Raw genomic sequence first — 21,511 nt, 5'->3', positions numbered from 1 at the left:
ACTTCTTATATTCTAGGAGAAATATCGAAGTCATGCTATAATAGACCTATGAAAAAAAATAAGTTATTACTCATTGATGGCTCTTCCGTAGCCTTCCGTGCTTTCTTTGCACTTTATAATCAAATCGACCGTTTCAAGAATGCCAACGGTCTGCATACCAACGCCATTTACGGCTTCAACCTCATGCTGGACCACATGATGAAGCGGATTGAGCCGACCCACATTCTCGTGGCTTTTGATGCTGGAAAGACCACCTTCCGTACTGAGATGTACGCCGATTACAAGGCGGGCCGGGCCAAGACACCTGACGAATTCCGCGAGCAGTTCCCTTTTATCCGTCAGATGTTGGATGCCATGGGGGTTAAGCACTATGAGCTAGCTCAGTACGAGGCAGACGATATTATCGGTACCTTGGACAAAATGGCAGAGCGGACAGAGATTCCTTTCGATGTGACCATTGTCAGCGGTGACAAGGACCTGATCCAGCTGACAGACGAAAATACCGTAGTTGAGATTTCTAAGAAAGGCGTAGCTGAATTCGAAGAATTTACCCCAGCCTACCTCATGGAAAAAATGGGCATTACCCCCACTCAATTTATTGACCTCAAGGCACTCATGGGTGATAAGTCCGATAACATCCCAGGCGTGACCAAAATTGGTGAAAAGACAGGCCTCAAACTCCTGATAGAACATGGCTCCCTAGACGGCATCTACGAAAACATCGACAGCATGAAGGCTTCAAAGATGAAGGAAAATCTGATTGCTGACAAGGAACAAGCATTTCTTTCTCGAACCCTTGCCACCATTGACACCAATGCTCCTATTGAAATAGGACTTGATGACCTTATCTACGAGGGACCAAAAGTCGAAGAACTAGGACAATTTTATGATGACATGGGCTTCAAACAATTACGGGCTCAGTTGGGAACTAGCGCTGAGGAAGAACTTCCTGCAGTCGAGTTTCAAACAGTCACCGAATTGACAGAGGATATGCTACACCCAGATCAATTTTTCTATTTTGAAATCTTGGGTGAGAACTACCACCGAGAAGACTTGGTGGGACTAGCTTGGGGTGACAAAGAGCAGATTTATGTTGGAGGGCCAGAACTCCTCGACAGCCCAATCTTGCGTGACTTCTTAGAAAAACAGCCTGTTAAAACCTATGACTTCAAGCGTGGAAAAGTCCTCCTAGCTCGTCACGGCTTGGACTTACCGCTGGCTAGCTTTGACAGCCGGTTGGCAAAGTACCTCCTGTCAACAGTAGAGGACAACGCCATTACCACTATTGCCAACCTTTATGGTCAGACTCGTTTAGTACCCGACGAAGTAATCTATGGCAAGGGGGCAAAACTGGCACTTCCAGAGCGAGCAGATTTCTTCCCCCATCTTGCCAACAAGCTACAGGTCCTCATCGAAACCGAGTCAGTTATGCTGGAAAAACTAGAAGAAAACCAGCAGGTTTCATTGCTATTTGATATGGAATTGCCTTTGGCCAATGTCCTAGCTAAAATGGAAATCACAGGGATTAAGGTTCAAAAAGAAACTTTACAAACCATGCAGGCTGAAAATGAAGTTTTGATTGAACAACTGACCAAGGAAATCTATGAGTTAGCAGGTCAGGAATTTAATATCAACTCGCCAAAACAACTGGGAACTATCCTCTTTGAAGACATGGGCTTGCCTTTGGAATACACCAAGAAAACCAAGACAGGTTACTCAACAGCAGTAGATGTTTTAGAACGCCTGGCCCCAATTGCACCAGTGGTTTCTAAGATCTTGGACTATCGCCAGATTACCAAGCTCCAATCGACCTACGTTATCGGTTTGCGGGATGCCATTTTAGAAGATGGTAAGATCCATACTCGTTATGTACAGGATTTGACCCAGACCGGTCGTCTGTCCTCAACAGATCCAAACCTGCAAAATATCCCTGTTCGTCTAGAACAAGGTCGCCTCATTCGTAAGGCCTTTGTTCCTTCGCTTGAAGACAGCGTACTTCTGGCTTCGGATTATTCACAGATTGAACTCCGTGTCTTGGCTCATATTTCTAAGGATGAGCATTTGATCGAAGCCTTCCAGAAGGGCGTAGACATCCATACCTCGACTGCCATGCGGGTCTTTGGTATTGAAAAGGCTGAAGATGTGACAGCTAATGACCGCCGCAATGCCAAGGCAGTAAACTTTGGTGTGGTTTATGGAATCTCAGACTTTGGCTTGTCCAATAACTTGGGCATTAGCCGTAAGGAAGCCAAGGATTACATTGACACCTACTTTGAGCGTTTCCCTGGTATCAAGAACTATATGGAAACCATTGTCCGTGAAGCCAGAGATAAGGGCTTTGTAGAGACTATCTACAAACGCCGTCGGGAATTGCCAGAGATTAACTCACGTAATTTCAATGTCCGTAATTTTGCGGAACGGACAGCCATCAACTCGCCTATTCAAGGTTCGGCAGCAGACATACTCAAGGTGGCCATGATTAACTTGGACAGGGCGATTGAAGAAGCAGGCCTGTCAACGCGCATGCTCCTTCAGGTACACGATGAGATTGTGCTTGAAGTACCGAAGTCTGAATTAGAAACGGTCAAAAATTTGGTGAAAGAGACGATGGAATCTGCAGTTGCCTTGTCAGTTCCACTGATTGCCGATGAAAATGATGGCCAGACCTGGTACGAAGCCAAATAGAAAGGAATGACATGAAGAAAACACTAGTATGTATTGGATTATGTAGCTTGCTTTTGGCAGGCTGTGGAGAAAAAACGGAAAACAAGGGTACCAACCCTTCTGGAGCTGATTTTTCAACACAATTACCTATTTTAAAAGAAAAACAAGATACAAGCAACGAAACCATGAATGTTCTTGCTAATGCACCTGTCGTGGTTGTTAATGCTAATCCACCAGCAGATCCAGCTCAAAAAGGTCACAAAATCCATGCTGCCAACAATGGTGTTGCAGAAAAGGATGAGGCTGGCAATATTAAGGAATATTTCCGTTACTATGATGTGCCGACAACTTGGACTATTAATGCTGAGAATACGGAAGATGAAACGATTGCAGCTGTCTATGATGTAAAGATCAATTCTAGTAACTTTATGGTTCAGCTGTATAATATCAATGCATTTAATACATCACCTCTTGAAGAAGGCCGTAATATGACACCAGAAGAGCTGGAGGCTCGTATGGCTGAAACCAACCATTCTTTTATTGAAAAGACAATTGTCACCATAAACAACCAAGAATGGCAAGTTGGTCGTCAAATTATGAAGGATCAAAAAATGGCTCGTATTACCTTCTACCGTATGGAATCGACTGGTGCCTATGATGATTCAGTTGTAGTTGGTTCCATTTATTACTCTTTAGATCCAGGTTTGGACAAGGACCGTACCAACCTTAAGAAAACAATTGGCGAGCTCAAGGACGTTTTGTTCAATATTTCTAAGAAATAACTGTTCATTCTGATGGATATGTCCATTTTCATCTACACTATGCTGAACTAGTTTATTGATGGGCTTATCTGTTTGTTTTTCAAACATAGATGGAGGAATCTATGACCTATTCATTTCAAAACCCTAGTCAAGCTGTCATTTTTGACTACTTGAAGCATTCTAAAACCATTGCAGTCGTTGGTTTATCTAGCCGTGAAGAAACTGCAGCTTATCGTGTTTCTAAACTTATGCAAGAGGCTGGCTACAAGATTATTCCTGTCAATCCTAAGGCCGCAGGCAGTACAATTTTAGGTGAAACTGTCTATGCCGGTCTAGCAGAAATTGACCAACCTATAGATATTGTCAATGTTTTTCGTCGGAGTGAGTTTCTGCCAGATGTGGCGCGTGAGTTTGTCCAGACAGAAGCCAAGGTTTTCTGGGCTCAGCTTGGATTGGAAAGTCAAGAAGCAGAGGAAATCTTGCGCCAGGCCGGTCGTCATGACATCGTCATGAACAAGTGTATCAAGATTGAATACTTAGATATGCAGGAAGCCTAAAGCATAGATAGTCGGAGGGAGTAGCGATGAAATTGCTCACTAAGTATATAAGCTATGCAAGTTTATCTGTTATTCTGTTAGTCAGCCTACTAGCTTGTTCAAGCCAGACCTCTTCGATAGAAACAGGCTTAACAAGTTCTAGCTCTTCTACAAAAACAAGCTCATCAACCGATGCTTCAAGCAGCAAGTTAGAAGAATCAACCAGCTCGTCAACCTCAGCTTCAAGCCTAAGTAGTACGAGCTCAAGCGTATTGGAAGAGAGTTCCAGTCAAACCCAGACTAGCCAGTCAGAGGAAAACAATCAAGCAGGTTCATCTAGCCAACCCACTCTTCATCATAATTACCAGTCTATCTTGGCAACTTACCGTAAGTGGATAACCGTATTGAGGAGCGGTGGGACCTTTGATGACCCTACGGTGGAAGAAGGCTACTTGAAAAATATCTATCCTCATGTCTCATTCTACTATGCCTTGTATGATATTGATGGAAATGGTCAGGCTGAACTCTTGCTGGCGACTGGTGGGGAGCGCATGTTTGTCTTTTCTATTTGGGGAAATGAAGCCTATCCAACCCGCTTGGTTTCATCAGAAAATGTACGAGTATATGTAGATATTTTTGAGAATGGCTTAATTAGTAGCTTCTTCTTGGACGGCTATCGACCAGAAAGTCAAGGAACGATTTTCAGAATTGCTACTGATGGAAGCCAGGTCTACGCAGTCGGAACCTTTGTTCTCAATAGCCAAACTGGACAAGTCCTATCAGCTGGACCAGAAGTCCTGCCAGACAGGACCATTGCGATTCAAGATAGTTTGAATTGGCAATTGTTGCAATAAATAAAATAGGCACCCAGAATATTCTGGGGCCTTTTCTTAACGATTTCTTAAACCACATTTAAAATAGCTCTAATTGGAGATTATTTACTTGCATTTCAAACTTTTAGCGTGTTATAATTGGAAATCGCTATTTGCAAATTTTTTTTAACTAGAAATGAGGATATGATGAAGAAAAAATTAACAGCTATCTTTGTTGCCTTGCTGGCATTGGCAGCAGCAGCCTACAACGGATTTTTACTCTTTTTCCAAACAGATACTGCTACAGATACAAGTACGACCGCTACAAGCCAACAGGCAACCAGCACCAGTCAAACAAGTTCTTCTAGTCAAGACAGTGCGACGACAGAATCAAGTTCTACAACAGAGTCCAGTCAATCAAGCGGACTTAAAGATGGGACTTATACAGGAGCAGTAACATCGACCAACCGAGGAGATTACCAGGTTCAAATGACTGTGGCAGGTGGAGTGATTAGTGATATTTCGATTTTGCAATTTCCAAATGATAATCCGAGATCACAGGACATTAACGATAGTGCCCTGCCAACCTATACTGCCGAAGCGATTTCCAATCAATCTGCTCAAGTCAATCAAATTTCGGGAGCAACAGAAGCCTACAAAGGTTTTACAGGTTCCTTGCAAGACGCTATCAACCAAGCTTCATGATACAGATTATCAGTCGAACGGTTGAAGCCATGACCCTGCCCTTCACAATTAGTTTGGCGACGGTGTCAGCTAGTCAACTGGAACAAGAACTAGATAAACTGAGTGCAGGTATACTGAGCGAGTTGGAACGATTGGAAGAAAAATTTTCAGCCTTTCGTTCAACATCATTGGTCTGTCGATTTCAAGACGGAGATAAAAGTGTCTTGCTAGACCAGGAATTTCAAGAGGTTTTTGCCTTGGCAGAGATGGCCTATCAAGAAACAGAAGGCGCTTTTGACCCCTACTACAAGGGAATCTACGACCCAACGGGACTTGTCAAGGGCTGGGTGATTGAGGAGCTTTTTAAATCAAAAATGCTTCCATATCTTCAACACCCTGCTGTTGAAGCAGTCTGTCTAAATGGTGGTGGAGATATGCAGTTTGCAACCAAGGAAACCAGTGATTTCCTTTGGAAGATTGGCATTGAAAATCCAGAGAATTTACAGGAAATCCTAGCCGTATTTTCAGCTAAGAATGGTGCGATAGCCACATCAGGTTATAGTAAACGAGGACAGCATATCCAATCCCAGAATGACCTCCAACAAATAACCTTTATGGACACCAGTCTGACAAGAGCAGATGTCTGGGCCACAGCTGGATTAAGTATGCCAGAAAATACATTGCTTGATGCTATTGCCCATCACCAACTTAGTGGCTTGTATATCAAGCCGCAACAGCTACATTTTTTTAAAAAAGGAGAATTAGTGCGTGATTAAGAAAAATAACTATGCTTTAGGATTGGCCTGGATGGTGGCTTTATTCATCCTGCCCTTTCCCTTTATCTATACCTTTGTAAGTGGTTTACCGGCAGGTTTTGGTCAAATGAAGGTCAGCATCGCCTTGGGTATCGTGGCTTATGTCTGGATGCTCTTAGCGATTTACATTGGAACCAAACCTAAGTGGCTGGATCGGTTGATTGGCCTGCCAGCAGCCTATATGATTCATGGTATTCTTAGTCTGGTGGCTATTTACTTTTCATTTATGCATAAGAATCTCTTGCCATCTTACGGCTTGATTGAGCAGACTGGTAATATCGCCTTTCTTATTTTCTTGTCCTTAGCCATTTATTCAATGGTCTTCATGGCGGGCTGGTTAACATCTAGAATTCGTTTCCTTGCCACCCTAAAACGTAAATTGGAAACAACTTTCAAACACGAAGTATCTGTATGGCTCCATCGCTTGAACTTGTTGGCAACCTTCTTGATTTTTGTCCATGTTCAGTTGATTGATTATATCCGGGCAAATACCAGCTTTATGGTGGTCTTCTACTTAGCTTCTGGCTTTGTATTCCTGTCATATCTCTGGGCTAAATTCAAACCAAATGCAAAAGGCTACACGGCTAAATTAGTCGAAAATCGTGAAATTGCTGACAATATTCACGAATTGCAAATTCAATTGCCTAAAGGCAAGGCTACTAAATTGAGAGCGGGTGACTTCGTCTTTATTTCCTTCCCAGGTGTTAAGGGCTTGGCTGAGCCCCATCCCTTCTCTCTTGTAAATGCCCCTGATGCAAATGATCAGGTTACACTGGCTATTCGTGGAGATGGGGACTTTACCCGTACCTTACAAACTGTTGCAGCTCCAGCTCGAATTCGAGTGGACGGTGGCTACGGTATGTTCCAAACGGTAGTTGAAGATCAGCAACCCAAAAATATCATCATGATTTCAGGTGGTATTGGTATTACACCTTTGTTGTCGCTAATTGACAAGTTCCCAACAATTGATACAACAGTTTTTCATGGTGCAACTACTGAAGCGGCCCTGATTTATGAAGAAAAATTCAAATCTTGGGAAGCCGAGAGAGAGAATTTCAAGGCAGTCCGTAAAATCGGTGCCTTTGAAGAAGCAGAAGTTTTGTCTGCTCTACCTCATGACTTTGATGACTTGACAGTCTTAGTGTCAGGCCCACCAGTCATGGCTCGTTACTGGATCAAGACCTTGGCAAAAAATGGGGTCCCTAAAACTCAAATTTTCTATGAGGAATTTGGTTGGTAAGTTTATCTTGCCTTCTCATTAGAAAGTCTTATATATTGTAAAGTCGGTTTCTCAAGGGAACTGACTTTTTTAATGCACACAAAAAAGCCCTGCCTGAGAGGCTGGACCTAGGAAATTCTATGAAAGAGGAATGTTAGAATTGGAATAAGCTACTACACATGGCGTAAAAAATAGAAAGGAAGAAACCTATTTCAATTCTAAAGATGTAAGAATATACACTTACCATTCCTCAGTTGATAGTATAACATAAAACTATATAGAATTCCAATATTTTTACCTTTTTTTTTTTTTTAATTATCGACACAAATTCATGAAAAGCCTATTTTATGCATATTTTGAATAATAGAAAAGAAGTTGATGGTGGTCAACTTCTTTTCTATCCCTGTTTATAAACTATTTCTTTAGAGAACTTCATACTTGTGTCCCTTCAAAAGAAATGCATATTTTATAAAAAATAGGTTGTGTTATCGTTAGATTATTCATAAAGGTAGTTCATTTTTTGTGCCTGATCATCTAAAATTCCTTCGTGGAAGTAAGATTGGGCTAAATAGTGGTAAGGCCAGACATATAGGCCTGCTAGACCAAAGGTGATGACGATAAGCGCAAACCAACCGATAAAGGACAAATCCAATACAAAACGCTTGAACTTGTATCCTTTCATCAATTTTCTACTTGCCTTGATAATGAAAAAGGCTCCAGTGTATTCCTCCCGCTCCAACTGTTCGAATAGGATAAATTCAACTTGAGAGTAGGCATAAATTTGCGGAATATAGATAGCAAGTCCAATGATGGTCAGGAACATACCGCTAATAAGTAAAATCCCCAGTAAGGCTAGAAGATCTTGAGGAAGGAGATTTGGGTCGGTCGAACCTGTTGATAGAATGATTGTAGCGGTGACGGTGGTGCTACCAATAATTAAACCAAGCCCAAGATAGAAGACCAAGCCCCACAGGAAGAGAAGGAAACTCTTCAAAATATAGGTCTTGAACACCTTTCCAAAATCCTTATGTGAAAAAATGCTGATGCAGTCCTTAAATGACGTGACCTGTTTGATATTCTTTGTGACTTGAAATAAGGTCCAAAGGACAGATAGCTGAAGCAAGCCTAGTAATAAACCATAAAATAAAGGAAACAAGGAGGTAGACAAAAGGTAGCCCGGACTAACAATGTCTTCGGGTGTCAGGCCAACAAGACTATTGCGAGAAGCAGAGAATAATTGAACGATAACAGCTGCTACTTGATAGATACCATCTGTATGATGAATGGTCTGGCGAGCTTTTTCCCTAATTTCAAAAATTGTAAACATCTACATAACCTCCTTACTCAACATTGTAACATAATTCTAAGTGACAAGAAAGTATTTTTTTGATAGACTGGAATATGCTGTGGAAATTGGTTGTTTTTTGTAAAATTGACTAATTGACCATACAAGATTAAATTCCTAGGACTGTTTTTCCTAGTTGGAGGTAAGCATGACAGATATACCAATCAAGTACCGCTTGATTAAGAAAGAAAAGCACACAGGTGCTCGTTTAGGGGAGATTATCACCCCCCACGGGACCTTCCCGACCCCGATGTTTATGCCCGTAGGGACACAGGCAACCGTTAAGACCATGTCGCCAGAAGAGTTGAAGGAAATGGGCTCAGGCATTATCCTGTCCAACACCTATCATCTCTGGCTCCGTCCAGGTGACGAGCTGATTGCTCAAGCAGGTGGCTTGCATAAGTTTATGAACTGGGACCAGCCTATCCTGACCGACTCAGGTGGTTTCCAGGTTTATTCCTTGGCGGATAGCCGTAATATCTCAGAAGAAGGTGTGACCTTCAAAAACCACCTTAACGGCAGCAAGATGTTCCTGTCACCTGAAAAGGCCATTTCCATTCAAAACAATCTAGGCTCAGACATCATGATGAGCTTTGATGAGTGTCCGCAGTTTTACCAGCCTTATGATTATGTAAAAAAATCCATCGAAAGAACTAGCCGTTGGGCAGAACGTGGCCTCAAGGCCCACCGCCGTCCGCATGACCAAGGTTTATTTGGAATCGTGCAAGGAGCTGGCTTTGAAGACCTCCGTCGTCAATCTGCTCAAGACCTGGTCAGCATGGATTTTCCAGGCTACTCTATAGGCGGTCTAGCTGTTGGTGAAACCCATGACGAAATGAATGCCGTATTGGACTTCACGACGCCATTGTTACCTGAGAACAAGCCACGCTACCTCATGGGAGTGGGGGCGCCAGACAGTTTGATTGATGCTGTCATTCGCGGTGTCGATATGTTTGACTGCGTACTGCCAACCCGTATCGCCCGTAACGGCACCTGTATGACTAGCCAAGGTCGCTTGGTGGTAAAAAATGCCCAGTTTGCTGAAGATTTCACCCCGCTTGATCCAGACTGTGATTGCTACACTTGTAAAAACTATACCCGTGCCTACCTTCGTCACTTGCTCAAGGCAGACGAAACCTTTGGTATCCGCTTGACCAGCTACCACAACCTCTTCTTCCTAATCAACCTGATGAAAAATGTCCGTCAGGCCATTATGGATGATAATTTGTTGGAGTTCCGTCAAGACTTTATGGAAAAATACGGCTACGGCAAAAACGGTCGAAATTTCTAGACAAAATAACCTCCTACAGATTTGTAGGAGGCTTGTTTTTTATCCTTCAAAATACAAAAGTTCTTTCGGAGTTTTTGTAAAGACTTCAAAGCCGTTTTTAGTGACATAGCCACAGTCTTCAATTCGGACACCAACTTTTCCTGGAATGTAGATACCAGGCTCAACAGAGAAGCACATGCCTTCCTCAATAACCAAGTCATTTCCTTCCATAATGGACGGAAACTCATGCACACTCATGCCCAAACCATGCCCAAGCCGGTGGTTGAAATAGTCACCATAACCAGCCTTTTCAATGACTGAACGAGCAGCGTAGTCAATCTCACCTGCCGTCACACCAGGCTTGATCATATTGACCGCAGCCATGTGGGCTTCCAGAGTCAGGTTGTAAATATCCTTTTTAAACTGATCAGGTTGACCGACAGCTACTGTCCGTGTCATATCAGAGGTATAGCCCAGGGTTTCGACACCTAGGTCGAACAAAAGCAGAGCGTTATTTTCGATTTTATTTGTCGATGGAATACCGTGTGGGTTTGCAGCATTGTTACCTGTCAAGACCATGGTATCAAAACTCATCTTGGAAATGCCCTGTTTTTTCATCTCAAATTCAATCTGAGCAATGATGTCTGTTTCCGTCACATCAAGGGAGATATTGTCAAAGCCGACCTGCATGGCCTTGTCCGCAAACTCACCGGCAATCAGCATCTTGTCAATCTCATCACGGGACTTAATCAACTTCATGGTGTTGATTAGTGGTGTCAAATCAGAGAAAGGCTGGTCAAAAATAGACTGCAAACCATGGTAACGAGTCAAATTGAGATTGTCAAACTCGGCACCGATAGCAGAGAATGTTTTCTGTGGTAGTTTACTCTTGATAATCTTCCAAGGGTTTTCAGAATCCATGTAGCCAGTCACAGGGAAGTCAACGGTTGCTACTGCACGTTCCACATCCAAGGCCGGAAGGAAGAGGAGGGGGTCGTGGTCGGGCATGACAAAGAGCATCATGTGGCGTTCGTGTGGATCACTGTGGTAGCCAGTCAGGTAGTAGATGCTGACTGGATCCGAGAAGATAGCCAGGTCCAATTTATTGGTTTCAAGGTAGGATGTTACATGATTGAGTTTTGACATGTGGGCACCTTTCTATTTTTGGGAAATTGTGTTGAAATTTTCGTTTATTATATAGACTATTGTTTCAAAAAATGAAAAAAATTGCAAGTATTATCAAAAAAATCCCCTTTTTCCCTTGAAAGTGGTTTCAAAAAGTGATACACTAGAATTGGGTGAAAGCGTAATTTTCATAAAATAGAAAAGAAAAAGAAAGGAAGTAACGTCGATGATGAATACTGATGATACGGTAACGATTTATGACGTGGCCCGTGAAGCAGGTGTATCCATGGCAACAGTATCGCGTGTTGTGAATGGGAATAAAAATGTCAAGGAAAATACTCGTAAGAAAGTATTGGAAGTGATTGACCGCTTGGACTATCGTCCAAATGCGGTAGCTAGGGGATTAGCAAGTAAGAAAACGACAACGGTGGGGGTTGTCATTCCAAATATTGCTAATGCTTATTTTGCGACCTTGGCTAAAGGGATTGATGATATTGCGGATATGTATAAGTACAATATTGTCCTTGCCAATAGCGATGAAAATGATGAGAAGGAGATTAACGTAGTCAATACCCTCTTCTCTAAACAGGTGGATGGTATCATTTTCATGGGCTATCATTTAACAGACAAGATTCGGGCTGAGTTTTCACGTTCTCGGACACCGATTGTTTTAGCAGGTACAGTGGATTTAGAACACCAATTGCCAAGTGTCAACATTGACTACGCAGCGGCGAGTGCGGATGCTGTCCATCTTCTTGCTAAAAACAACAAGAAAATTGCCTTTGTGTCAGGTCCACTTGTGGACGACATCAATGGCAAGGTCCGTCTTGCAGGCTACAAGCAAGGATTGAAGGACAATGGTATTGACTTCAACGAGGGTCTTGTCTTTGAATCTAAGTACAAGTACGAAGAAGGCTACGCCCTGGCAGAACGTATTCTAAATGCAGGAGCAACAGCAGCCTATATTGCTGAAGATGAGATTGCAGCAGGTTTGTTAAATGGTATTAGCGATAAGGGAATTAAGGTACCAGAGGAATTTGAAATTGTGACTAGTGATGATTCTTTGGTTACAAAATTCACCAGTCCAAATCTAACCTCTATCAACCAACCACTCTATGATATTGGTGCCATTGCTATGCGGATGTTGACCAAAATCATGCATAAGGAAGACTTGGATAACCGCGAAGTTATTCTTAACCACGGTCTTAAAATCCGTAAATCTACCAAATAATAGCTACAAAGAAAGACCATCATGCTTGATGTTGAGGCCAAGTCCAAGCATCTACGCTGATGGTCTTTTTATAAATCCTTGGTTTTGGATAGGAAAAATGGTCAAAAAGGGATATAATATAGAGTATGAAGGTTTTATTATATCTTGAAGGAAAAACAGTTTTAGAAAAATCGGGTATCGGTCGGGCCCTTCATCATCAGATGGAAGCTTTGGATATGGCTGGTATTCCCTATACGACCGATTTATTGGGGGACTATGATGTGGTTCATATCAATACCTACGGTCCTCGCTCCTGGTTCTTGCTTCATGCAGCCAAGCGTCATGGGAAAAAGGTCATTTTACATGGGCATTCGACCAAGGAAGATTTCCAAAATTCCTTTATTGGCTCCAATTTTCTAGCTCCCTTGGTTGGGAAATACTTGGCTAGTATGTACCAGAAGGCTGACTTTATTATTACTCCCTCCACCTATTCAAAAAAGCTCATCCAGTCTTATGGAGTGACTACTCCGATTGTTGCAGTATCAAATGGAATTGATTTGGATAAGTATAAGAAAGATCCCCATAAGGAAGCTGTGTTTAGGGAGCATTTTGGCATTGAGGAAGGGCAACCTGTTGTTGTTTGCGCAGGTCTTTACTTCCGCCGTAAAGGAATTGAGGACTTTGTCAAGGTCGCAGAGAAGATGCCCCATGTCCGCTTTATTTGGCTGGGTTCTATCAATAAATGGATGATCCCGTCCTATATTCGCAAGATTGTAGAAGGTGACCATCCGGCTAATGTTGCGTTTCCTGGTTATTTTAAGGGGGCAGTTTTTCAGGGTGCAATGAGCGGAGCGGATGCCTTTTTCTTTCCTTCTCACGAAGAAACGGAAGGGATTGTAGTTCTGGAAGCTCTTGCCAGCCGCCAGCATGTCGTACTGCGAGATATTCCTGTCTATGAAGGCTGGATTGATGAAACCAGTGCAGAGTTGGGGCAAACGGTGGATGATTTCGTTGCCTCTATTCAAAAGATTTTAGATAAGCAAGTAGATAAACGAGAAGCGGGCTATCAAGTCGCCGTTAGTCGATCAATTGATCAAGTTGGTCATCAATTGGTAGAGGCCTATCGTCAAGTATTGGAGATGTAGATGAGGATTGGACTGTTTACGGATACCTATTTTCCACAGGTTTCAGGGGTTGCGACCTCTATTCGTACCTTAAAAACAGAGTTGGAGAAGCTAGGTCATACAGTATTTATTTTTACAACAACAGATGAGGATGTCAATCGCTATGAAGATTGGGATATTATTCGTATTCCCAGTGTTCCATTTTTTGCCTTTAAAGATAGGCGAGTGGCCTATGCAGGCTTTACAGACGCCTTGAAGATTGCTAGCCGCTACAAGCTAGATATTATTCATACCCATACCGAGTTTGCCTTGGGGATTTTGGGTAAGATGGTGGCTAGAGAACTTGGTATTCCAGTTGTCCATACCTACCATACCCAGTATGAAGATTATGTGCATTATATTGCTAAGGGGCGGATTATTCGTCCAGGCATGATTAAGTATTTTGTTCGGGCCTATTTGCGTGATTTAGACGGAGTTATCTGTCCTAGCGAAATTGTGGAAGATTTGTTGACCGGCTACGATATTCCGATTTCCAAACGGGTCATTCCTACTGGTATTGATTTGGCTAAGTTTGAACGACCAGAGATTTCGGGAGAGGATACGGCTGAATTGCGGTCACAACTGGGAATTGAAACCGATGAAACTATGTTGCTCAGTCTGTCACGGATTTCCCATGAAAAAAATATTCAGGCCATTATTAAGGCTATGCCGAAAATTCTTTCGGAAAATCCCAAGGTCAAATTGGTCATTGTTGGTGGTGGGCCCTATGCAGCTGCTTTGGAGGACTTGATTGCTGAACTGGCTTTGGAAGAACATGTTCAGTTAACTGGGATGATTGCGCCAAGTGATACGGCTCTTTACTACAAGGCCGCAGACTTCTTTATCTCCGCCTCGACTAGTGAAACACAGGGCTTGACCTTCTTAGAAAGCTTGGCTTCAGGAACTCCGATTTTAGCCCATGTCAATCCCTATTTGAAGAATGTGGTAACGGATAAGATGTTTGGAACCCTCTTTGTTCGTGAGCAGGAATTGGCTGATGCAGTAGTAGAAGCCATTGTTGCAACACCGCCAATGAATGCGCACGTTTTGAATAAGAAGTTATATGAAATTTCTTCAACAAATTTTGGTCGTCGTGTCTACGAATATTATTTAGATTTGAAAATTTCCTATGATTTCCGTAGGGAACACACCAATCAGGATACAGTAGCAGAAGCAATTTTGAAGGAAACCATTTACTTACCCCAAAAAATTGTTGTCAAGTCAACGGATACGACTGTGAAGATTTTGAAAAAATCTGTTGAGCAGGTCAAATCCATTCGGAATTTCTTTGACTGAGTGGATGCTTGGGATAGTTTATTCTAAAGATATTACCTGGGTAGTTCCATCCTTCATTTGCTAGTCAAAAAGAGGTTTCTTATGAATAAAAAGAATAAAATAGGCTTGCTTTATACATTGATTATTTTGTTCTTTTATGTTGGTATCCATGGTCTTGCTTCTTTTTTGGATACTTATCTTGCCAAGGCCTTGATTGTCAACAATATCCTTCTTTATACTCCACTAGGCTTATTCATCTTAGGGCTGATTGATGGTCATGGTCATGGTTTTTCCATAAGGGTTCCTGTCCTAGCCTTTCTCCTCTTTCCTCTTACTATTTTTAGTTTTGGAGAGTGGATATGGCTCTATCAGGTCATCTATAGTCTGTGTGCGGTGGTCGGATGGTTGTTAGGCGCTCTGCTATGCCACATAAAAAATAAAAGTCTTTGAAAAAATGGAAAAAGGTGGTATAATAGCACTTAGAGACTTATCAATTCTAGGAAATCTTTGAGAGAGTGTGCGGTGGGTGCAAGCACATAGAGGATAGGATTGACACTACTCGGTATGATTTTATGCAAACATAAAAGGGTGGTTCCCTTATCGCCAATCGAGGTAGTCGAGCTAGGCTTTTTGGCATGACTGCGAACCAAGGTGGAACCACGTTACGACGTCCTTTTGTGAGGATGTCGTATTTTCTTTTTTGACAAAATAAGGAGATGAAGTTGACCAGCATTCCACAAGAAACGATTGACCGTTGCCTAGCCATTCGCAAGGCTTACAAAGAGTTGGAGGTCAAGCACCATGACAAAGAGTGGTCTATTGAGGAAGACCTATTGGCTCTGACCAATGATATTGGCAACATGAACCGCCTGATTATGACCAAGCAGGGTCGTTACTATGACGAAACACCCTATACCTTGGAGCATAAACTGGCTGAAAATATCTGGTGGTTGATTGAATTAGCTGACCGCCTAGATATTGATATTCAAAAAGAAATGGAAACCTTTTTAGCTCAAAAAGAAGAGCTATTGGGGATTAAAAAATAAAAAATAGAAAGGACTAGGGTCTCCGTATTTGGTTGAACTGAATACGGGCTACGGACTGGGCCAAAAAGATAAACGAGAACTAGACGCTTGCGTTGCTGTTCTGTTTCTTATTTTGTCTGTGTCCGCTTAACGCCCTTTATATCTTATATTATGATTAAAATCACTTTCCCAGATGGTGCTGTTCGTGAGTACCAGGCTGGTGTGACTACTTTTGAAATTGCTGAGAGCATCAGCAAGTCTTTGGCGAAAAAGGCTCTTGCTGGTAAGTTCAATGGTAAATTGATTGATACAACTCGTGCTATTGAAGAGGATGGTACGCTTGAAATCGTAACGCCTGACCACGAGGATGCCTTGGACATCTTGCGTCACTCAGCAGCTCACTTGTTTGCCCAGGCGGCTCGTCGTCTTTTCCCAGATATCAAGTTGGGGGTTGGTCCTGCTATTCAGGATGGTTTCTACTATGATACGGACAATGCGGCTGGTCAGATTTCAAATGAAGACCTGCCACGTATTCAGGAAGAAATGATGAAGATTGTCAAGGAAAACTTCCCTTCTGAACGTCGTGAAGTGACTAAGGAAGAGGCTCTTGAGATTTTCAAAAACGATCCATACAAGTTGGAATTGATTCAGGAACATTCTGATGATGAAGGTGGTTTGACCATCTATACCCAAGGCGAATACGTTGACCTCTGCCGTGGCCCACACGTTCCGTCAACAGGACGTATCCAGATTTTTGAATTGCTCAATGTGGCTGGAGCTTACTGGCGTGGTAAGAGCGAAAATCCAATGATGCAACGGGTTTATGGTACAGCTTGGTTTGACAAGAAAGACCTCAAGGCTTACCTTCAAATGCGTGAGGAAGCCAAGGAACGTGACCACCGTAAACTTGGTAAGGAATTGGATCTCTTTATGATAAGCCAAGAAGTTGGTCAAGGTTTGCCATTCTGGTTGCCTAATGGTGCGACTATCCGTCGTACCTTAGAGCGTTACATCACAGACAAGGAATTGGCTTCTGGTTACCAGCACGTTTATACGCCGCCGTTGGCTTCTGTTGAGCTCTACAAGACTTCAGGTCACTGGGAGCATTACTCAGAAGATATGTTTCCAACCATGGACATGGGTGACGGTGAAGAGTTTGTTCTACGTCCGATGAACTGTCCGCACCACATCCAAGTTTATAAAAACCATGTGCGTTCTTACCGTGAATTGCCAGTACGTATCGCCGAGCTTGGTATGATGCACCGCTATGAAAAATCTGGTGCTCTTACTGGTTTGCAGCGTGTACGTGAGATGACTCTTAACGACGGTCATATCTTTGTCACACCTGAACAAATCCAAGAAGAGTTCAAAAAAGCTCTCCAGTTGATTATCGATGTGTACGCAGATTTCAACCTAAACGACTACCGTTTCCGCCTGTCTTATCGTGACCCAGAGGACAAAGAGAAGTACTACGATAACGATGAGATGTGGGAAAATGCCCAGCGCATGTTGAAGGGTGCCATGGATGAAATGGGCGTGGACTATTTTGAGGCTGAGGGTGAAGCTGCCTTCTACGGTCCGAAATTGGATATCCAAGTGAAAACGGCCCTTGGTAACGAGGAAACCCTGTCAACCATTCAGTTAGACTTCCTCTTGCCAGAGCGCTTTGGTTTGACCTACATCGGTGCTGACGGTGAAGAGCACCGCCCAGTTATGATTCACCGTGGTGTGATCTCGACCATGGAACGCTTCACCGCTATCCTGATTGAAACCTATAAGGGTGCCTTCCCAACCTGGTTGGCCCCAACGCAAGTGACACTCATTCCAATCTCTGTGGAAGCTCATTTGGATTACGCTTGGAAGGTTGCTAAAGAATTGCAAGACCGTGGCGTTCGCATACACGTAGATGAGCGTAACGAGAAGATGCAGTACAAGATCCGTCAGAGCCAGACTAGCAAGATTCCATACCAACTCATCGTCGGTGACAAGGAAATGGAAGACAATGCTGTCAACGTTCGTCGTTACGGAAGCAAGGCAACACAAACTCAGTCTGTGGCAGAATTTGTGGATCATATCCTAGCAGATATTGCCCGTAAGTCAAGACCTGCTGAAGCAGCTGAATAATAATTATAAGGAGAAGTCCGAAAGGGCTTCTTTTTTGACAGCAAAAAATCCCAACCAAGTGGCTGGGAGTGCAGTACACATGCTATTCGTGCTTCTTTTGAGGGTAGGAAATCACCTTCCCTTGAAATACTTTATCCAGTATAGGAATTCTTTTTACAATCATCAAGACTAGGGAATTGATGATAAGGAGTAATCCAAAACTTATGAGCAGCAGCAGAGGTGTAGAAAAATTTAAAAAATATTTCTTTATGAGAAGAGTAAGAATTGTCAGGATGTAGGTATGTACCAGATAGAAGTAAAGAGAATACTGACCAAACCAGGCAAAAATAGTAGGTAATCTTCTTTCCAGAGTGACTATGATAGAAACAATCAGGTAGGTCATAGCTAGTCCGTTTGCATATCGTAGGAAGGTGTGAAATGGCAGGTGCTGACTTGGGTAGGTTTGGTAGGACTGTAAATAGATGAGATAGAAGACTGTTACCAGACCTGCTAAACTGTGAAACACGGTCTGTCTAACCATTTTCTTGTGAATTTCTTTCTTGGCAAAATAAATACCTAAAAAATAAAATAGTGGTAAAGAGGTTAGGTGCTGTAACCCGATTGGTAAGTTGCTAATATTTAAGGGACCACCAAATAGTGTAGCGAAAAGTGTAAAAAGACCAATGCAAATCAGTGAAACTGGTTCTGTTAGTTGCAACCGATGGAGAATAAGAGTTGCGATGGTCATGAGGGTTAAAAACCAAATGTACCACATAGATGTATCTGGGAGGAGAAAATTAGAAAGGAAGTGACTTGGGTCTACTTTATCAACGGTATAGCTTGAAAAGAGGATTTTGCTAATTACAATGCTACTGCCAAAGACTGCGTATATTTGCAACAGTCGATATATATATATATATATATATAAGTATTGTTTCTAGACTTTGGTTTTAGGTAAAAATGATAGAAACTAAAGCCACTGACAAATACAAAAAATGGCATAAGGAAAGAGTGTAGCCAAGCTTCTAGTCGCCAAAGGGGGACATCGGTATATGGAAGAGCATTTCGGATATAACCGACTGTATGCAGAAATAAGACAGCTAAAATTCCAAAACCTTTCAGCTGGTCAATGTAGGTAAGTCGTTTCATCAGTTTCTCCTTTATTTAACTCTAAACTATTTGGGAACAGAACCATTTCCAAAATGGTTTGAGTACATTTTCTTTGATTATATCATAAAACCAGCTTTCTGTAGAAAACTGGTTCAGATTGTTTATTCAATACTGCTCGCCCAAGACCTAGCCACATAACGTGACAGGCTTGAGATGGCGAAGTTGATGCTAAAGTAAATCAAGGCTACCATGAGATAGAGTGCAAAAACTTGTTCCGCCTCAAAATGGCGTCCCATTAGGATTTGGCTGGCACCGAAAAGCTCTTGCAAAGCGATAACGGAGTATAGGAAACTAGTATCCTTGATAACCGTTACAATCTGGGAGATGATGGCCGGCAGCATCTTACGAATGGCCTGAGGCATGATGATATGGACCATGATTTGTACTGGTGTAAAACCCTGTGACAAGCCAGCTTCGGTCTGGCCCGGTCCGATGGCGTTTAGACCACCACGGATAATCTCGGCCATGGCTGCCGTGGTAAAAATAGTAAAAGCAGTAATACCAGCAGGCGTAGACTTCATTTGGAAGACCAAGAAAACGGTGAAAATCCAAAGTAGGTTTGGTACATTTCGCACAAATTCAATATAAATCGTTGCAATCCACTTGAAGAGTGGATTTTTCCCATTTCGCATAATGGCTAAAATCATGCCAAAGAGAACTGATAGAACCACCGAAATACTAGAGATATAGAGGGTTAACTTCAAACCACTCCACAAGAGTTGGAAGGTTGAAGGCTTGAGTAATTCTAAAACATAATTCATTGTTCAACCTCCTTAGTGTGAAAAGGTAGCCTTGTTTTTCTCTTCGATACGACGTCCCCAGCTTGCAACAGGGAAACACATACAGAAGTAGAGGAAGGCAGCGCCAGCAAAGGCTGGAATATAGTTAGCGTTCATAGCAGACCAAGACTTGGTCATAAACATGATATCTGCACCAGAGATAATAGCAACTGTAGCCGTGTTTTTAATCAAGTTTACTACTTGGTTGGTCAAAGGTGGCAAGATTGTAGGAATAGCCTGTGGCAAGATAATGATCCGCATGGTTTCAGCCTGGGTAAAGCCTTGTGAAAGTGCGGCTTCAGTCTGACCAGTAGGCACCGCCTCAATCCCTGCACGGATGACCTCTGCGATATAGGCACCGTGGTAAAGTCCCACACAGATAACAGCTGTCCAGTAGATGGACGGCATGAGGATGTAGTTAGAAATCAGAGGCAGTCCATAATAAACAATCATGAATTGGACCAAGAGCGGAGTGTTTTGGAAGTATTCCACATAGACACGAGCTAGCACCTTTAAAAGCTTGTTCTTGCTAGAAGATAGGCTGCCAAAAAGTATGCCTAGTAACATGGCTGTGATAAAAGCCCCAATAGCAATGGCTAGGGTGAAGAGGAAGCCTTGGAAGAAGAGAGGGAAGTCATTGAAATAACTAACCCAGTTTTCCCAAGCATAGGGGCTTGTAGTCAAGATAGTCATAAAATTTTCCCTTTCTATTCGTCGGTTTCTGTTACAGGCTTCAAGCCATTGGCATCATAGATAGCCTGTAAACTGCCATCATTATGCCAAGTTTCAATAAGAGAATTTAGGTAGGCATTTAAATCTTTGTTTGACAGTTTAGTGGCGATACCATAGTCTGATGCAGAGAAGCTGAAGTCCAGTAATTTAGACTTAGAACCAATATAGCCTGATAGGATGGATTGGTCTACGGAGAAGCTATCAATACGATGGGCACGAAGCGATACAGAAAGTTCAGGATAGGAACCCAATTCCGCAAATGAAACAGAGATACCATATTTATCAGCTAAGTCAGTAATCAATTTACGGGTGATAGAGCCTTGTGCAACCCCGACAGTCTTTCCGTCTAAGTCGGTGAAGGTTTCAATACCGCTATCCTTGTTGACTAATAAACCTACAGCATCTGTGTAGTAAGGGCTTGTAAAGTTGTAAAGCAACTTCCGCTCATCGGTAATAGTGAAGGTGGCAATGACCATGTCTACTTGACCATTATCCAAGAGCGGTCCTCGAGTTTGGGCTGTTACAGGGGTGAATTCAATATCAACTCCCAACTCATCAGCAATTTTACGAGCGATGTCGATTTCCATACCTTCAAATTCATAAGTATCCGGATTTTTAAAGCCAAAGTTAGGGACGTCCTGTTTCACTCCGACACGGAGCACGCCTCTATCAATGATGGCTTGAACCTGATCGCTATTGGTAATAGGTGCAGGTGTTTCTGTTTGGACAACGGTTTGATTGATATGGATAAAGAACAGCGTTAAGATGCTGATGATAGCAAGCCTGACGGCTAAAAATAGATTGACTTTTTTATCTGTCATAA

At 42.5% G+C, this 21,511-nt stretch carries 21 protein-coding genes; 14 read left to right on the top strand and 7 right to left on the bottom strand.

From position 1 onward, the window contains the following. The first annotated feature begins 48 nt into the window (after window positions 1–48). The 7 genes from polA to ACEE44_RS01750 all read left to right on the top strand — a co-directional run bounded on the left by polA (window position 49) and on the right by ACEE44_RS01750 (window position 7,512). Window positions 49–2,685, top strand: a complete 2,637-nt coding sequence (gene polA / locus ACEE44_RS01780) for a DNA polymerase I (RefSeq protein WP_449171041.1) — start codon at window positions 49–51, stop codon at window positions 2,683–2,685. Between the two features lie 11 nt (window positions 2,686–2,696). Beyond that, window positions 2,697–3,446, top strand: a complete 750-nt coding sequence (locus tag ACEE44_RS01775; protein ID WP_449171040.1) for a glucose-6-phosphate isomerase — start codon at window positions 2,697–2,699, stop codon at window positions 3,444–3,446. A gap of 101 nt (window positions 3,447–3,547) precedes the next feature. Further along, a complete protein-coding gene (locus tag ACEE44_RS01770) occupies window positions 3,548–3,982 on the top strand; it encodes a CoA-binding protein (protein WP_449171039.1) in 435 nt (144 codons plus the stop codon). 26 nt (window positions 3,983–4,008) lie between these two features. Continuing rightward, complete coding sequence (locus tag ACEE44_RS01765) at window positions 4,009–4,815, top strand: hypothetical protein (protein ID WP_449171038.1); 807 nt, start codon at window positions 4,009–4,011, stop codon at window positions 4,813–4,815. Window positions 4,816–4,980: 165 nt separating this feature from the next. Continuing rightward, window positions 4,981–5,478: an FMN-binding protein gene (locus ACEE44_RS01760; protein ID WP_449171037.1), complete on the top strand. Its 498-nt coding sequence runs from the start codon at window positions 4,981–4,983 to the stop codon at window positions 5,476–5,478. Then, a complete protein-coding gene (locus ACEE44_RS01755) occupies window positions 5,475–6,233 on the top strand; it encodes an FAD:protein FMN transferase (protein ID WP_449171036.1) in 759 nt (252 codons plus the stop codon). The genes ACEE44_RS01760 and ACEE44_RS01755 overlap by 4 nt, the downstream gene beginning before the upstream one ends. Further along, on the top strand, window positions 6,226–7,512 hold the full coding sequence (locus tag ACEE44_RS01750) for an FAD-binding oxidoreductase (RefSeq protein WP_449171035.1): 1,287 nt from the start codon (window positions 6,226–6,228) through the stop codon (window positions 7,510–7,512). Before ACEE44_RS01755 ends, ACEE44_RS01750 begins: the two co-directional genes overlap by 8 nt. 475 nt (window positions 7,513–7,987) lie before the next feature. Here the strand turns inward: ACEE44_RS01750 and ACEE44_RS01745 are convergent, their stop codons facing one another. Continuing rightward, window positions 7,988–8,818, bottom strand: coding sequence for a DUF975 family protein (locus ACEE44_RS01745; protein WP_449171034.1), 831 nt, complete (start codon window positions 8,816–8,818; stop codon window positions 7,988–7,990). A 166-nt stretch (window positions 8,819–8,984) separates the two neighbouring features. On the opposite strand from ACEE44_RS01745, the gene tgt reads away from it, so the two are divergent. After that, window positions 8,985–10,127: a tRNA guanosine(34) transglycosylase Tgt gene (gene tgt / locus ACEE44_RS01740; RefSeq protein WP_449171033.1), complete on the top strand. Its 1,143-nt coding sequence runs from the start codon at window positions 8,985–8,987 to the stop codon at window positions 10,125–10,127. Between the two features lie 39 nt (window positions 10,128–10,166). On the opposite strand, the gene ACEE44_RS01735 is transcribed toward tgt, so the two are convergent. Beyond that, on the bottom strand, window positions 10,167–11,252 hold the full coding sequence (locus ACEE44_RS01735; protein ID WP_449171032.1) for a M24 family metallopeptidase: 1,086 nt from the start codon (window positions 11,250–11,252) through the stop codon (window positions 10,167–10,169). Window positions 11,253–11,460: 208 nt separating this feature from the next. On the opposite strand from ACEE44_RS01735, the gene ccpA reads away from it, so the two are divergent. The 6 genes from ccpA (at window position 11,461) to thrS (ending at window position 18,028) form a co-directional block, all read left to right on the top strand. Continuing rightward, window positions 11,461–12,462, top strand: coding sequence for a catabolite control protein A (gene ccpA, locus ACEE44_RS01730; RefSeq protein ID WP_449171192.1), 1,002 nt, complete (start codon window positions 11,461–11,463; stop codon window positions 12,460–12,462). A 125-nt stretch (window positions 12,463–12,587) separates the two neighbouring features. After that, on the top strand, window positions 12,588–13,586 hold the full coding sequence (locus ACEE44_RS01725) for a glycosyltransferase family 4 protein (RefSeq protein WP_449171031.1): 999 nt from the start codon (window positions 12,588–12,590) through the stop codon (window positions 13,584–13,586). Further along, entirely contained in the window at window positions 13,587–14,900 is a 1,314-nt protein-coding gene (locus ACEE44_RS01720; RefSeq protein ID WP_248033229.1) for a glycosyltransferase family 4 protein, read from the top strand. 81 nt (window positions 14,901–14,981) lie between these two features. Continuing rightward, window positions 14,982–15,329, top strand: a complete 348-nt coding sequence (locus ACEE44_RS01715; protein WP_449171030.1) for a hypothetical protein — start codon at window positions 14,982–14,984, stop codon at window positions 15,327–15,329. A gap of 272 nt (window positions 15,330–15,601) precedes the next feature. Further along, window positions 15,602–15,925, top strand: a complete 324-nt coding sequence (locus ACEE44_RS01710; RefSeq protein ID WP_449171029.1) for a MazG-like protein — start codon at window positions 15,602–15,604, stop codon at window positions 15,923–15,925. A gap of 150 nt (window positions 15,926–16,075) precedes the next feature. Next, window positions 16,076–18,028: a threonine--tRNA ligase gene (gene thrS, locus ACEE44_RS01705; RefSeq protein WP_449171028.1), complete on the top strand. Its 1,953-nt coding sequence runs from the start codon at window positions 16,076–16,078 to the stop codon at window positions 18,026–18,028. Window positions 18,029–18,110: 82 nt separating this feature from the next. Here thrS and ACEE44_RS01700 read toward each other — a convergent pair whose 3' ends face one another. The 5 genes from ACEE44_RS01700 to ACEE44_RS01680 all read right to left on the bottom strand — a co-directional run bounded on the left by ACEE44_RS01700 (window position 18,111) and on the right by ACEE44_RS01680 (window position 21,509). Next, window positions 18,111–18,923, bottom strand: coding sequence for an acyltransferase family protein (locus tag ACEE44_RS01700; protein ID WP_449171191.1), 813 nt, complete (start codon window positions 18,921–18,923; stop codon window positions 18,111–18,113). Next, on the bottom strand, window positions 18,869–19,156 hold the full coding sequence (locus tag ACEE44_RS01695; protein WP_449171027.1) for an acyltransferase family protein: 288 nt from the start codon (window positions 19,154–19,156) through the stop codon (window positions 18,869–18,871). The genes ACEE44_RS01700 and ACEE44_RS01695 overlap by 55 nt, the downstream gene beginning before the upstream one ends. Window positions 19,157–19,278: 122 nt before the next feature. Further along, on the bottom strand, window positions 19,279–19,938 hold the full coding sequence (locus ACEE44_RS01690; protein WP_449171026.1) for an amino acid ABC transporter permease: 660 nt from the start codon (window positions 19,936–19,938) through the stop codon (window positions 19,279–19,281). Window positions 19,939–19,950: 12 nt separating this feature from the next. Then, window positions 19,951–20,649, bottom strand: coding sequence for an amino acid ABC transporter permease (locus ACEE44_RS01685; RefSeq protein WP_172091624.1), 699 nt, complete (start codon window positions 20,647–20,649; stop codon window positions 19,951–19,953). 14 nt (window positions 20,650–20,663) lie between these two features. Then, complete coding sequence (locus ACEE44_RS01680) at window positions 20,664–21,509, bottom strand: transporter substrate-binding domain-containing protein (protein WP_172028702.1); 846 nt, start codon at window positions 21,507–21,509, stop codon at window positions 20,664–20,666. Window positions 21,510–21,511 lie beyond the last annotated feature (2 nt).

Source organism: Streptococcus sp. 32226D021BW, assembly GCF_053545015.1.
The sequence above is the reverse complement of the archived record's forward strand: the minus strand, read 5'-3'. Positions and strand labels throughout refer to the sequence as shown.